The sequence below is a fragment of the Burkholderia cenocepacia genome, from assembly GCF_900446215.1.
Classification (GTDB): Bacteria; Pseudomonadota; Gammaproteobacteria; order Burkholderiales; family Burkholderiaceae; genus Burkholderia; species Burkholderia cenocepacia.
Window position 1 is genome coordinate 577,270 of the sequence record NZ_UAQZ01000014.1, and the last position, 14,053, is coordinate 591,322.

A 14,053-nucleotide genomic window follows, 5' to 3' on the forward strand; every position below is an offset into this window, starting at 1 on the left:
GGCTTGGCATCAGCCGGAGAAAAGCGAGCCGCGGCCGCCGTCGGTCGATACCGGCGTCGCCTTCAATGGATCGCGAATCGTCCCGCTCGCACCACTTGGCTTGTCCCAACTCCCGCATTTTTCCAGAATCTGTCCGGTCGTCACGTTTTCGATCAGACCGCCCTTGATGCTGATGTATGAGCCGCCCGCGCCGATCCACACTTCCTTCGCGGCCGTCAGAATCAGGCGTCCGTCCGCGCTTTCGATCTTCACATCCTGCAGCCCTACCAGCGAGGCCGAGCCGCTTTGCGCCTGAATGTCTACCGATCCCTTTGCCGCAAAAATCTTGATGCCGAGGTTTTGCGCGAACAGGCTGATCTTGTCGAGCACACTGACCAGTAACGCCTTACCGGCGGCCAAGTTGACGTTCTTGCCTGCAACGACGTTCGCGTGCTGGTTCGCCGTGACATGCACCGACTGCTGCGTCGACGCGGCGATGCCTTCAGGGCTCGACAGCAGCATCACCGGCTTCGCAAAACCGTTCGCATTGCCCGTGCCGCCGCCCGCTGTACGGCCGCCGCTGGCAGAACCGGCGACAGTGCGCTGCGTTGCGTCGGTGAACGACTTCAGCGCGGCCTGACCGTCCTGGAGGCTTTCGGCGCGGTTCGTTTCACTCGCCTTCGACACGGTCTCGAGCACGGCTTCCGCGCCGGCAAGCGGATCGGTGGCGGCCGTTACGTTCAGTGGCTGGGCAGTGGCTGGCTGCGTCGATACATAGAGCCCCTGCTCGGCGCGTACCGCGCCGTACGCGCCAGACTTCAAGTCGAATCCGTTGCCGAGGAACGAGCCGCGCGTGTTATCGGATTGCTCGATCAGGTAGCCCAAATGCAGGTGAGAACTGTAGCTCGACGAGTAGAGGTGGACCCGGTTCTGACCGGTAGCGTCGTCCATGACAAGCTGGTTGAAGCCATCACCGCCGTATTCGCGAGAACGGAAGCCGGACAGCAGGCCGTGCGTGTGCCACACCGGCATCGTTACGCCGCCGTGCAGTCGCGAGATGATTACCGGCCGGTCGCAGTCGCCATTGACGAACCCGAGGAGCACCTGATCATCTTTGCGTAACGGGAAGTAGCCGCCGCGCTTCGAGCCTGCGTCCGGCATCGCTGCACGAATCCACGATGTGGACTTCGTATTGCGATCCTTTCGACTGTTCGACGTCCGGACCCGCACACGATTGCCGTCGTCCGTGTGGATTTCCTCGTCGCTGTCCGTCACGACGATCGCCGTCTGCAAGTGCATCTCGGGCTTCTCGTGCTCGAACGGGCTGCGGAATGGCGTCTTGCGGCGTTGCGCTTCGATCTCGACGTGAAAAAATCCGATACCGCCATCGCGATGGCTCACGGTCGTACCGACCCCGGTCGCGTGGACCTGCTCGATCTCGCTGCGCAGGCTGCGCGGGAATCGTGTGAGGGCGTCCATGCCGGGCAAGTTATTCTGGATCAACCAGTCGCTCGCGATGATTGACAGTTCGCGCTCCTCCTCCGGCAACGCATCGAAGAGGGGATGTCCCGACACCTTGAACCAGTAGCCGGGCAATGCATAGCGGGGACTGCCGATCGCGAAATAGCGCTTTGCTCGCGAAGCCCATTCCTCGGTGCGGATGCGGGCCTGTTGTTGTCCAGCATCAGACTCGGCCCATGTCTGCGAGCCGGTATAGAGATACTCTTCGCCTTGACCGGGTAACTCATCCAGGTCAGCCGCTGGCGTGCTGGTCTGTTTGTCGAGGTCTGGCCGCTTGTAGTCAACGGTGCCGAGCGTCAGCGTCGCACTTTGGGCGTCCTGCTGTTCGCTCAACTGGGTAAGTCCGTCGAAATCCTCGTCGGTACCCGCGTGGCTGAACTTCATCTCCGAATTCGGCAGCGACGGCCCAAAGTAGAGGTCGTCCATCATGACGACCTTGTGCGACTTGCCATCCTTCGCGAAATCGAAGCGCGGGAACACACCGACTTCCTCGAGGCTGCGGTGCACGAAATTCCAGTCGGTTTCCCACTGCACGCGGTGCGAATACGAGCGCATCGCCGTGCGCAGCTCCTGTCCATAATTGCCGGAGGCCTGTGGATGCTTGTCGAATACGTCGGTGAGAATCTGCCAGCCGCTGGCTTCCTGCCAATCGCGGCGATCGCTGCTGAGCTTGAGGAAGCTTAACCACGAAGCGAAATGGAGCTGAAAGTACGACAAAGTGCCATCGTTTCCTAGGCGGCGAGCCTGTTGCACGTAGCCATGGATTGGCAGATAGCCGCCGTCCGTCTGGCGGATCCAGAGCGTGACGGGCTGCAGCATCAGGGCGCTGAGCTTGATCTTGTCGCCGACGACCGATGAGGCATCGACAGTCACCTCGAAATTGCGCCCGAGCCGCGCTTTAATCTTGACGTACAGTGGCGTGAGCCAGTTGTCGCCGAGCGGAGTGTCAAGTTTGACGATACGATCGAACTGCGCGTAACCGCCGCGCAGCACCTTATCCAGCATGTCCGATGCCATGCAACAACCCCGTTTAGGGAAACACGTCTATTGCTCTCAGACAATTCGACGATAATGTTAATGTAAAATTCCGGAAAGCAAACAGAAATAAAATACCGATTCGATTTCGTTATTAGAGCATAGCAAAGGTTAGTGGAAAACGCGCTCGCTCGTCGCCTTATAAAGGCACTGCTTTCAGAAAACTAACGAAGATTAACTTCGTGAGCCGGTACTTCCCTCCAAAGCCAGACAGTCACATGCCAACGCGCTCGACGAATCTATCCGTCGTAATATAACGTCGAGCAGTCGCTGCGTCCGGCTTCGCTTTCACGAAGCTATCGGCCATTCCGTTACTTTGTGCGGCCATCAAGCGATGAATCCCCGATGCCATGTATCTACGCGAGCATCCGGTTCAAGAACGAACTCGTGCGCCCCCTGGTTCTACCGCTGCGGTCGATTCTAAAAAGATTCATCCATATATCACTTTCCCGAGCACGGCCCACGATGGCCGCTCCGCCGCTGCACTCCCGCATCGGTGCACTTCGCTCAGGAACTCTCCATGCATCCCACTCTTGCCTTCGCGATTGGTAATGTCGTTGCCGTTATTCTTGTATGTACTGGCGTCGCTCTGTTTTTCAGACGGCGCGCTACTCCAGCTCCCACCTCAGAGTCGCCTACACCTACTGCCGTTACCTCTTCCGTTCAGTACGAGCTTTTCGATCCAACTATCGATGAATGGGGGGCCCAAGCCCCCTACCCCGATCACGCACTACATGCAGTCAGACATACGACGCCGACGTCCTCCAGGACATCAGACTATCCGACTCGCCGTTCGCCCGATCCGTTTCTCGACGATGGCGAGCCGGTCGAAACCGAATCGTGTCGACGCCGTTTTGAATTGCCAGCACGCGCCGAACCGCTCGACTTTCCATCAGCGTTGTCAACCGAGCCGCGTCCATCACCAACAACTGTTGCCGAACCGGATCACTTCTCGTACGCGCCATCGTGGGCGTCGGTAAGCGGCCAGCCAACCCATCTTGACGAGCGAGTTTAGGCGGCGGCCGAGAGTGGCTGCCAGCGATGCGGCAGCAGCGCGTCGATGTCGTTGGCCTTGTGGGTCGGCAAGCGCGTCAGCACGTCCTTCAGATAGGCGAGAGGCTCGAGCCCGTTCAGTTGTGCCGAGCGGATCAAGCTCATGATGGCGGCCGCGCGCTGACCCGCACGCAGTGATCCGGCGAACAACCAATTGGACCGCCCGACTGCCCACGGACGGATCTGGTTTTCGACCCAGTTGTTGTCGATCGGCACATTCCCGTCATCGAGATAGCGCGTGAGTGCATCCCATCGTTTCAGGCTGTAGTCCAGCGCCTTCGCAATCGCCGAGCCCTCCACAACGAGTTTGCGCTGCGCCATCAGCCATTCATAGAGGGCGTCGCACACCGGCTTGGCCCGACGCTGTCTAAGCCGCTGCCGTTCGTCGGCATCCAGTGCTGCGGCTTCGCGTTCGATGTCGTAGAGCGCGGTAAAGAACGGCAGGGCCTGCCCCGCAACCTGGCTGCTGTGGTTGGCGTGCAATTCAAAGAACTTGCGTCGGGCATGGGCCGCGCATCCGATCTCGGTGATGCCGTGCTGGAACGAGGCTTTGTACCCGCTGTAGTCGTCGCATACCAGCTTGCCGTGCCAGCCCTTCAGGAACGTGCGAGCGTGCGCACCGGCGCGGCTCTCGGCGAAGTCGTAGACCACCGCGCGCAGTTCGCTGAACTGAGTCGACGTATACGCCCACAGGTATGCCCGGTGCGTTTTACCCTTGCCGGGACTGAGCATTTGCACCGGCGTCTCGTCGGCGTGCAACACCGCCTGTTGCCGGATGGCCTGGCCGAGTGCGTCGACCAACGGCTGCAACTGCACGCCACACCGGCCCACCCAGGCACCCAGCGTGGATCTCGGGATGGCCAGTCCCGCACGACCAAAGATCTGTTCCTGGCGATACAGGGGCAAGTGGTCGCCGTACTTAGCGACCAGTACCTGCGCGAGCAACCCGGCGGTGGGCATGCCCTTGTCGATCACATGCGGTGGAACCGGCGCCTGGATCAGCGTCTCGCACGCCTTGCACACCCACTTGCCGCGGATGTGCCGTTCCACCGTAAACACGCCCGGCGTGTAGTCCAGCTTCTCGCTCACGTCCTCGCCGATCCGTATGCGTTCGCAACCGCACTGGCACGTTGTGCTGTCCGGTTCGTGATGGACGTCGGTGCGTGGCAGTTGCGGCGGCAGCAGTGCCCGTTTCGGTTGCTCGCGTTGCCGTTCAGCTCGCGTCGGCTCGAGTTGCTCGAGTTCCATCTCGATGGCAACCAAGTCGCCATCGATGGCCTCGTCGAGCAGGTTCATCTGCTCGCTGTTGAGCTGTTCGCTGCGCCGGCCGAACTGCTGGCGCTTGAGGATCGAGACCTCATGGGTGAGTTGATCGATACGGGTCTGCCGGAAGCGTAGCTCCCTGTCTCGTTCACTCGCTTCCCGCTCCTTCTCCTTGACCTCGGCAATCAGTTGCGCGGCAAGGGCGCGCAACTGTTCCGGGTTGAGTGCGTCGAGGTCGGCGGGGTTCATGCGGGTCAGTCTGCCAGAACCCTGCCGACGGAGGAAGCGTGACTGTTTACCTCCCCGCCGGATTTAGACGACACGGATCACGCCATCCTCGCCGATGCGTTGCCAGGGCAAGCCCAGCACCAGGCCGGCCAGTTGTTCGTGCGTCAAGACACGCTGCTTCGGTTCGCTGCCGATGTGCGGCCACGCGAACTGCCCTTGATTCAGGCGTCGCGCGGCCAGCCAGATGCCGATCCCGTCGTGAATCAGGACCTTCATGCGGGTGGCGCGCCGATTGGCGAACAGATAGGCATGGTGTGGGTGCGCGGCGCCGAACACCTTGACCACACGTGCCAGGGCCGTGTCGAAACCGGCCCGCATGTCCAGTGGATCGACCGCCAGCCAGATCTCGTCGACACGAATCACCGCAGCCACTCGCGCAGCCAGACGGCACACTGGGTTGCCTCGGATACCGGCCAACTCACCGTGATCGACTGATCTCCTCGGCGAATCTCAATGCGGATCTCCGGCGAATGCGGACTCGGCGCTCCCAATGCCACCGGCACAAAGGCTGGCAGCGACGGTGGCGTGGCCGGCGGACGGCCCAGCGGTCTCTTGGGAAGTCGGCCTTCCGCCTGATCGATCCAGCGCCGCAGCAGATTCGCGTTGAGCCTGTGTTCCAGAGCGACCGCCGCAACCGATACGCCGATTCCCTGGCAGGCCGCTACCACCTGCGCCTTGAACTCCTCACTATAGCGTTGCCGACGACGACGCTCCGGGAGTGATTCCGATTCGATAGTGTTCACGTGTCCGCTTATTCGTTAAGTGGACACGATACTCCCAAGCGCCTCGGCCAAACTCAAGACGGGTTGGCTGGCCGCTTACACACGAACGCCATACTCCATGGCCGGGTTCTCGGTACGCCACCGCCGCGATCAGCACTCCCTGGTCGACCGCACAATCGATGTGGTAGCCACGCTGCTCATATCGAAACGTCATTACCATTCCCGGATCCGGGACATATAAAATGATTGTTCCGATTTACGTAGCGCGATCTCTCCAGACTCGCCATTTTCATCACATCAACACTCCGCGACGTCAGACGTGGTGCAGCGAACGTCGCCTTCTTGGCGATGGATAACGCGGGCATTGTCTCGATCCGTCGCGTGAGCGTACTGCTAAAAGTTTTCGTATCAGCCGTCAACTGAACCAAATTCCGACCGCGTTTTTAGTGCGCATTCTAAAACATCCTATAGACTCCTAATTTATTGTATTTTTGAGTGGGTCATGCCGATGAAATCCAGGCCGAATAGCCAAAATTGTATACTCGGCCCGCGCGGCAAAAGCGCTCAGCCGATTGAAATTTCATGGAAAATGTAAGGTCCGCGAGGAAGGGATATTACCTAGCCGAAACGCGGCCGAGTCGTTCCGAAGGCACGAAAGCAAGGCGGAAAGACGAATTTTCTTCCGACACGATCACAGGATTTCGGGCCAAGAATCGTCATAATTTTCCGGCGTTGGGATTTACCCACTTCGATAACGTCTGCTATCACGCTCGACAAAATTGCATCGGGCACGAAGCTTGCGTGAGCGGGACAACGCTCCTCGTTAGGTAAGTTGATATTTTTCGTGTCTTCCGTACGGCGGTCGACATTCGGTCCCCGCATCCGGACGGCTTGGTCCGCGATCCAGAATACCGAATCCAAAATATCGGCAACGTTCGTTTCATTACATGCAGGATAGGATTATTTTAAAAACATGTTTTCTATAAATTCTTTCAATTTTGTGAAAATTGACGTAGCCCTACTTTGCACACCGTAGCGGCTTGCACTACTACCGCACGGCCTTACTACCTACGCGAAGCGTGCATTCCCCACTCGACAGACCGGAACCAGCCATTACCCCGCGATTCCGGTCGAGCGAGTCTAGCGGCGGAGCGGCAGCGCCTAGCAACCCTTGCAGGTCGCCCACCGATACCGGACCACCGCGCCTTCCTCGGATCGGGAGATCGTCGTCACCAGCGTTGGCTGCGGCAATGCGCGAGTAGGCGCCACGTAACGGGGTCCTCTCTCTGCCGTACATGCCGCAGATCGCACGATCGAGGTGACCGTGCGGAATCGGATGTGGCGGATGGACCCTTCTGGGTTGTGCCGATTGCGCCATCTCGAAGAGGAAAAACGCGAAGCCGAAACGGATCGTGGCGGACTCGAGCATGGACAACGCCATGTTGCGGAACGTACTCGTAAAAAATGTATGGTCCGCCCCGGCTTTGCAAGGCGAGCGTTGTCGATCCGACGCATCTCAGTCCGGCCCCAAACGAATCGCATCCTTTTGGCGTTTAGGTCATGATGAACTCTCCGCAACCCGCCCGCATTTTGGCGAGCGAGGCGGATAACCAACGCATTATCCCCGCGCCTGCACGAATCGCTCGCAGAACAAAATAGCAAACTGGTTCATCGCTTGTTTCGAGTCGTAGACCGTGCAGGGATGCCGACGGTTTGCGAAGCAAAGACGTCGCTTCACCGGTGCTAACATGCGTCGATCGAAAGCGACTCCGCGCAAACTCCGCATGAGCAAAACGACAACCCCGACCAAATCGCGCCCGACCCGCAGCGACGCACAGCGGCAGGCGATTCTCGATGCCGCATCGCTGCTGTTCATCGAGAAAGGATTCGGCGGCACCAACATCAACGATATTGCCGACGCGGTCGGCATGACGCGCACGGCGCTGTATTACTACTTCCCCAGCAAGGAATCGATGCTGGAAGCGTTGACGCGGGAAGTCACCGAACGCGCCAGCGATCTGACGAAGGAAGTCGCGCAACGCGCGGAGCTGCCGCCCGACGAGGGGCTTCGGCAACTGATCCTCGGCCACGCCGGGCTGATCCTCACGCATCCGCTGCAGTTCCGTGTCGCCGAACGCAGCGAAAGCAGCCTGCCGGACGCGCAGCGCAACGCTGCCCAGACAGCGCGGCGCGCCGTGCGAGACGATTTCGTGAACGTCATCCGGCGCGGCATCGAGCAAGGCGTCTTCCACGCGGTCGACGCCGATGTCGCGGCCTTCTCCATCATCGGCATGTGCAACTGGTGCGCGTGGTGGTTCGACGCTCGCCGGCACACGTCCGTCGACGCGGTCGCCGAACTCATCGCGTCGCTCGGCCTGCGCATGCTTCGCGTCGAAGACGTCGTCGACGGCACCCGGCCGCCCGCCACGCGCGCCGACGTCCGTCGCGCGCTGGCCGGCATGCACGAAGCGCTGGCCACCCTCGAAAGCAGCCTCCACGGCAGGGACTGACGTACCGGCCGTTCACCGTTCCCGTTCGAATCGGCGTTTACACTTACGTCAAAAATTTGACGTTATTGTCAAATCTACCTAGCATTGGCATATGGTCAATGTCAGGAGCGCGCACGCGCGATTCGTCCGATGAACGGTTTATCTCCCTCCAGCAAACCGGCCGCCCAGGCCACCGCGGGCTTTCTCAATACCGACTGGAACCCGCGCGACGTTCCGCCGGGCACGGTCACGACCAATGTCGTGCTGCGCACCGCCGACCAGGCGGCCACCGGCGGTTCGCTGTACCGCCCGTCGACGGCGACGGACACCGTGGTGTGCGTGATGCACCCGCGCGAGTTCATGGCCTGCCATTACCTGATTCCGGATATCGTGGAAGCCGGCTACGCCGCTTGGTCACAGTCGCCGCGGTCGGTCGGCAACGACCTGCGACTCGAACACGAATTCGCGCTGCACGACGTGGCCGCCGGGCTGCAATACCTGCGCGCGGCGGGGTTCCGGCGCATCGTGCTGCTCGGCAATTCGGGCGGCGCGGGACTGTATGCGCTGTATGTGCAGCAGTCCGCGCTGCCTGGCGCGCAGCGCATCGCACGCACCCCGGGCGGACGCCCGACGCAACTGGCCGAACTCGACATGCCCGTCGTCGACGGTTTCGTGCTGGTCGGCCCGCACCCCGGCCAGGGCGCGCTGCTGCTCAACTGCATCGATCCGAGCGTCACGGACGAGAACGATCCGCTGTCCGTCGATCCGTCGCTCGATCCGCTGTCTCCGGCCAACGGCTATGCGGGCAAAGGCAACACCCGCTATAGCGCCGAATTCGTCGAACGATACCGCGGCGCCCAACACGCACGCGTGGCCCGCCTCGATGCGCACGCCCGAACGCTGATCGCGCGGCGGCAAGAAGCTCGCCGGCGTGTGAAGGAAAGCGGCGCGAATGGCATCGCCGTCACGCCGGAAGACCGGCGCGTCGCCGCCCACACGCCGATCTTCAACGTCTGGCGCACAGACGCCGACCTGCGTTGCTTCGATCTCGGCCTCGATGCATCGGACCGCAAGTTCGGCTCACTGTGGGGCGCCGACCCGTATGCGTCCAACTACGGCGCGGTCGGATTCGCGCGGCAGTGCACACCGGAAAGCTGGCTGTCGACGTGGTCGGCGCTGTCGTCCAACGCGTCGCTGGCCAGCACCGCGCCCTCGATCGTCCAGCCGGTGCTCGTCATCGAATACACCGGCGACCAGGCGTGCTTTCCGGGCGACGTGCAACGCATCGTCGATGCGATCGCGTCGCCGTCCAAACATCACCACCGCGTACGCGGCGATCACCACGGCCGCGCGTTGAGCGCCGACGAAGCACCTGGACGGCTCGAGGCCGGCCGGCTGCTCACGCAATGGTTGCGCGAGCAATTTTCGCTCTGATCGGGCCGCCTGCCGTTCCCGGCCCTTCTTCGTCATCACGACCCTTCACGGACGACACGACTCATGCCTGCTCACCCTCTTCCCCCGCTGACGCTGCACGGCGTCGACCACACCGCGCGCCCGACCTGGCGACTGCGCGAAACCGTCGAGTTCTACCGCGACAAGCTCGGCCTGCCGCTCGTGCATGTGATTTCCGCACGCGGCTGGGGACCGGCGACGCACCCGGACTTCCTGCATTTCTTCTTCGACAGCGGCAACGGCAGCACCATCGCGTTCTTCTACTACCTCGGCAGCGACGAGCCGGCCGAGATGGCGGCGCGAGCCGCCGCCCGCCCGCTGCCGGACGACCACGTCGCCGATGCAACGCATACCGCGTGGCTCGTCGATGGTCCGGACGCACTGCGCGCGTGGAAACGGCATCTCGACGCGCAAGGGCTGGACGTATCGGTGGAAACCCGGCACGAAGTGATCGAATCCGTCTACGTGCGTGATCCCAACGGCTACTTCGTCGAGTTCACACACAAGCTTCGCCCGCTGACGACCGTCGATGCCACCGACGCGCAACTCACGCTCGAAGCGGCGATGACGCTGGAAGACGCCGCGCGCGCGGCCGAACGTCCGCTGGATACCGTCGACGCGATCTGGAACCGCAAGGCGGAACTGGTGGCTGAACGCGGCCACGCCACCGGCGCGCCGGTGCGCATCTCGGTGCCTCGCGTGGCGGAATTCGCACCGCTCGTACGCGCGGCACTGCAGCATCCCGCTTGCCGCGTGCATGAAGGTAAGGAATACGATTCAATCGAAGCCGACGGCCCGATCGAGTTCGAGCGCCGGGCGCTCGGCTTCAAGCCCGCGCTCTGGTACGGCATGCTGACCGGCGGCCTGCACGGGCGCATCGAGCGGTTCGACCGCGACGTCCTGCGCATCGCGCCGGTACGGTCCTGAGCCGCGACGGGAGGAGACATGATGGAGACTCGAGTCGAACAGCCGATTGCCGGCGTCGTCTACCCTGGCCGCGTCAGGGCGGAAGCCGCACTGGCCAGCGGCGCGTGGATCGCCAGCACCGTCGGCGACGCGCTGCGCACCACCGCGCAGCGCCATCCGGAGCGCATCGCGTTTATCGGTCACGACCGCACGATCGGCTTCGCCGAACTCGACGAGGCCACCGAACGCCTCGGCGCCGCGCTGCTGGCGCTGGGCCTCGCGCCCGGCGACCGCGCGATCTTTCAACTCGGCACCACGGTGGAAACCACGATCGCGCTGCTGGCCTGCTTCAAGGCCGGCATCGTACCGGTATGTTCGCTGCCGCAACATCGCGAGATCGAAATCGGTCAGCTCGCGCAACTGTCCGGCGCACGCGGCTACTTCGTTCAGGCGGATTTCAGCACGCGCTTCGACCTGCCGGCCTTCGCCGAATCGATGGCGGCGCGTCATCCGTCGCTCGCGCATCGCGTGATCGTGCGCGGCGAACGTGCCGGTGCAGTCGGCATGCAAGCGCTGATCGACGATATGCCGCTCGCGCAGGCTCGCGAACGCCTCGGGCGCGTGCGGATCGGCGTATCCGACGTGCTCAGCTTCCAGCTCTCCGGCGGCACCACGGGCGTCCCGAAGATCATTCCTCGGTTTCACGCCGAGTATCTGGGCCACTCGGCCGGCTGGATGCGGCGCTATCGCGTCGACGCCGACAGCCGGCTGATCTGGTCGCTGCCGCTGATGCACAACGCCGGCCAGCTGTACGCGCTGATTCCGGCCGCGCTCCTCGGCGTGCCGGTGGTCCTGATGCCGCAGGTCGACATTCCGCTGATGCTCGACCTGATCGGCAGGCACCGGATCACGCATGCGCTGTCGATCGGCCCGATCGCGCCGCAACTGATGGCCTACCCGGATATCGCGCGTCACGACCTGTCGTCGCTCGAGCTGTTCTCGACGATGAGCCGCGCCGATACGCTGGAGACTCACCTGGGCGTGCCGTGCTCGAACCTGTACGGCATCACGGAGGGCCTGCTGCTCGGCTCGCCGGCCGATGCGCCGGCCGAGGTGCGCCATCGGACGCAAGGACGCTCCGGTTGCGCCGACGACGAGATCCGTCTGCTGGAACCCGGCTCGGAGCAGCCCGTCCCGCCCGGCCAGATCGGCGAGCTGTGCTTTCGCGGGCCGTCCACGCTAACCGGGTACTTCGCGAACGCCGAAGCCAACGAGCAATCCTTCACGTCCGACGGTTTCTACCGCACCGGCGACATGGCCACTGCGCATGCGGTGGACGGCGCGCTGTACTACACGTTCGAAGGGCGCTTGCGCGACAACATCAACCGCGGCGGAGAAAAGATCGGCTGCGAGGAAGTCGAAAGCCACGTCAGCCAGCATCCGTCGGTCGCCGATGCCAAGCTGGTGCCGATGCCCGACCCGTTCTACGGAGAAAAAGGCTGTATCTTCATCATCCCCCGCCCGGGCATGCAGGCGCCCGACGTACAGGCGCTCGGGCAATTCCTCGTCGAACGCGGGCTGGCCCGATACAAATGCCCCGAGCGGGTCGAGGTGGTCGACGCATTTCCCGTCACGCGCGTCGGTAAGGTCGACAAGCCGGCGATGAAGCGGCTCATCGTCGATCTCCTCGCGCAGGAGGCCGGACAATGAGCGCGCCCGCACCGATCGAATACCTGCTCGGCGAACGGCCGCTCACGGTGCGCCGCCGAGTGAAATGGGGCGAATGCGATCCGGCCGGCGTGGTGTATACCGCGACCTTCGCCGATTACGTGATCTGCGCAGCCGAACTGTTCTACGGAGCGTTGCTCGCCGATACGCCACAGCGTGCGAAGCGCGCGCTCGGCTTCGGCACGCCGAGCCGGGCGCTGTCGTTCGATTTCATCGGCTCGCTGCGACCCGACGACGAATTCGACATGACCGTGCAGGTGGCGGACGTGCGCCAGCGCTCATACGTGCTGGACATCGTCGCCCGTACGCCGCAGGGCGCGGCCGTCTTCAACGCACGCTTGACGCCCGTCTGCGTCGCGCACGACGAACGCAGGTCGATCGACATCCCGCCTGCGTTCCGCCAAGCGTTGCTGGACTACCAGCGCGACTGTGCCGGCGCCGATTCGAATCCATTCATCTAGGACGACGCATCATGAAAATCGACATCGTCGGCGCCGGCCCTGCCGGTATGTATTTCGCACTGCTTGCAAAAAAGCACGATCCTTCGCATCGAATCACCATTTACGAACAGAACCCGGAGGGGGCGACCTACGGCTGGGGCGTGGTGTTCTCCGATATCGGGCTATCGTTCCTGAAGGAAGCCGATCCGGCGTTTTTCGACGAATTCATCGCGCATCACGAACGTTGCGACTACATGGAAATCGTTCACCGTGGCACGCACGTTCAAGTCCACGGCAATCATTTCTCGCGCACGTCGCGCATCGAGATGCTGCGAGTCCTGCAGCGCGCGTGCGAACGCGAAGGCATCCGGATCGAATACGGCCGGCGCATCGAGGATGCGCGCGCGCTCGCGTCTGGCTGCGACTTGCTGGTGGCTGCCGACGGCGGCAACAGCGCGATACGCACACAGTTGACCGAACACTTCCGCCCGGAATTCGTCCGGCGCCGCAACAAGTTCGCGTGGTACGGCACACACCAGCGCTTCCATCCGGTTTCACTGATCTTTCGCGAAACCCAGCACGGCGTGTTCATCGCGCACTGTTACCAATACAGCCCCGACCTGTCGACCTTCCTGATCGAAACGGATCCCGACACATGGCGGCGTGCCGGGCTCGACCACGCCAGCGAGGACGAAAGCCGCCGCTTCTGCGCCGACGTGTTCCGCCCCGAGCTCGGCAGCAACGAACTGCTGACCAACCGCTCGCTCTGGTTCGAAGCCAACATCGTCAGCAACGCGAACTGGCATCACGACAACATCGTGTTGCTCGGCGACGCATTGCGCACTGTGCACTTCTCACTCGGCTCCGGCACCCGCATGGCGATGCAGGACGCGATCGCGCTGCACCGCGCCGTGGCGGCGACGCCCGGCGACCCGCCGGCTGCGTTCGCCGCGTTCGAGGCCGAGCGCCGGCCCGCGTCGTCCCGCTTCCAGGGCGCGGCGGCAAAGAGCCTCGACTGGTACGAGAACGTCGCCGGCAAGCTGCATCTCGATCCGGTCAGCTTCGCCTACGACTACATGTGCCGCACCGAAAAGGTGACCCACGACGATCTCCGGCAACGCGACCGGTTGTTCGTCGACGCCTACGACGCACTGCCGGCCAGCGCCCGCTGAAGGAC

General features: G+C 62.7%; 10 protein-coding genes. 6 read left to right on the forward strand and 4 right to left on the reverse strand.

Going from position 1 to position 14,053, the window contains the following annotated elements:
• Window positions 1-9: 9 nt before the first annotated feature.
• The 4 genes from DTA15_RS29360 to tnpA all read right to left on the reverse strand — a co-directional run bounded on the left by DTA15_RS29360 (window position 10) and on the right by tnpA (window position 5,882).
• Entirely contained in the window at window positions 10-2,505 is a 2,496-nt protein-coding gene (locus tag DTA15_RS29360) for a type VI secretion system Vgr family protein (RefSeq protein ID WP_006481813.1), read from the reverse strand.
• Between the two features lie 1,041 nt (window positions 2,506-3,546).
• Entirely contained in the window at window positions 3,547-5,100 is a 1,554-nt protein-coding gene (locus DTA15_RS29370) for an IS66-like element ISBcen19 family transposase (RefSeq protein ID WP_006484960.1), read from the reverse strand.
• A 63-nt stretch (window positions 5,101-5,163) separates the two neighbouring features.
• The gene (tnpB, locus tag DTA15_RS29375) at window positions 5,164-5,502 is read right to left on the reverse strand and encodes an IS66 family insertion sequence element accessory protein TnpB (RefSeq protein WP_006481817.1); all 339 of its coding nucleotides are present in this window, start codon (window positions 5,500-5,502) and stop codon (window positions 5,164-5,166) included.
• Window positions 5,499-5,882, reverse strand: a complete 384-nt coding sequence (tnpA, locus tag DTA15_RS29380; RefSeq protein ID WP_012492467.1) for an IS66-like element accessory protein TnpA — start codon at window positions 5,880-5,882, stop codon at window positions 5,499-5,501. The genes tnpB and tnpA overlap by 4 nt, the downstream gene beginning before the upstream one ends.
• Window positions 5,883-7,555: 1,673 nt before the next feature.
• Between tnpA and DTA15_RS29390 the strand changes: the two genes are divergently transcribed.
• The 6 genes from DTA15_RS29390 to DTA15_RS29415 all read left to right on the forward strand — a co-directional run bounded on the left by DTA15_RS29390 (window position 7,556) and on the right by DTA15_RS29415 (window position 14,048).
• Entirely contained in the window at window positions 7,556-8,371 is an 816-nt protein-coding gene (locus DTA15_RS29390; protein WP_227743230.1) for a TetR/AcrR family transcriptional regulator, read from the forward strand.
• A gap of 129 nt (window positions 8,372-8,500) precedes the next feature.
• Window positions 8,501-9,784 carry an alpha/beta fold hydrolase gene (locus DTA15_RS29395; protein ID WP_006492256.1) on the forward strand — a complete coding sequence of 428 codons (1,284 nt, stop codon included), beginning with the start codon at window positions 8,501-8,503 and terminating at the stop codon, window positions 9,782-9,784.
• 63 nt (window positions 9,785-9,847) lie between these two features.
• On the forward strand, window positions 9,848-10,729 hold the full coding sequence (locus tag DTA15_RS29400) for a VOC family protein (RefSeq protein WP_006481769.1): 882 nt from the start codon (window positions 9,848-9,850) through the stop codon (window positions 10,727-10,729).
• 21 nt (window positions 10,730-10,750) lie between these two features.
• A complete protein-coding gene (locus tag DTA15_RS29405; protein ID WP_006481832.1) occupies window positions 10,751-12,418 on the forward strand; it encodes an AMP-binding protein in 1,668 nt (555 codons plus the stop codon).
• Entirely contained in the window at window positions 12,415-12,897 is a 483-nt protein-coding gene (locus DTA15_RS29410; protein ID WP_006481807.1) for an acyl-CoA thioesterase, read from the forward strand. The genes DTA15_RS29405 and DTA15_RS29410 overlap by 4 nt, the downstream gene beginning before the upstream one ends.
• A gap of 11 nt (window positions 12,898-12,908) precedes the next feature.
• A complete protein-coding gene (locus DTA15_RS29415) occupies window positions 12,909-14,048 on the forward strand; it encodes an FAD-dependent monooxygenase (protein ID WP_006481824.1) in 1,140 nt (379 codons plus the stop codon).
• Window positions 14,049-14,053: the final 5 nt, after the last annotated feature.

Excerpts from the sequence above, each read along its gene's own strand:
- DTA15_RS29410 (WP_006481807.1), top strand. The coding sequence starts at position 12,415 with ATGAGCGCGCCCGCACCGATCGAATACCTGCTCGGCGAACGGCCGCTC.
- DTA15_RS29405 (WP_006481832.1), top strand. The coding sequence starts at position 10,751 with ATGGAGACTCGAGTCGAACAGCCGATTGCCGGCGTCGTCTACCCTGGC.
- DTA15_RS29360 (WP_006481813.1), bottom strand. The coding sequence starts at position 2,505 with ATGCTGGATAAGGTGCTGCGCGGCGGTTACGCGCAGTTCGATCGTATC.
- DTA15_RS29370 (WP_006484960.1), bottom strand. The coding sequence starts at position 5,100 with ATGAACCCCGCCGACCTCGACGCACTCAACCCGGAACAGTTGCGCGCC.
- DTA15_RS29415 (WP_006481824.1), top strand. The coding sequence starts at position 12,909 with ATGAAAATCGACATCGTCGGCGCCGGCCCTGCCGGTATGTATTTCGCA.
- DTA15_RS29400 (WP_006481769.1), top strand. The coding sequence starts at position 9,848 with ATGCCTGCTCACCCTCTTCCCCCGCTGACGCTGCACGGCGTCGACCAC.
- DTA15_RS29395 (WP_006492256.1), top strand. The coding sequence starts at position 8,501 with ATGAACGGTTTATCTCCCTCCAGCAAACCGGCCGCCCAGGCCACCGCG.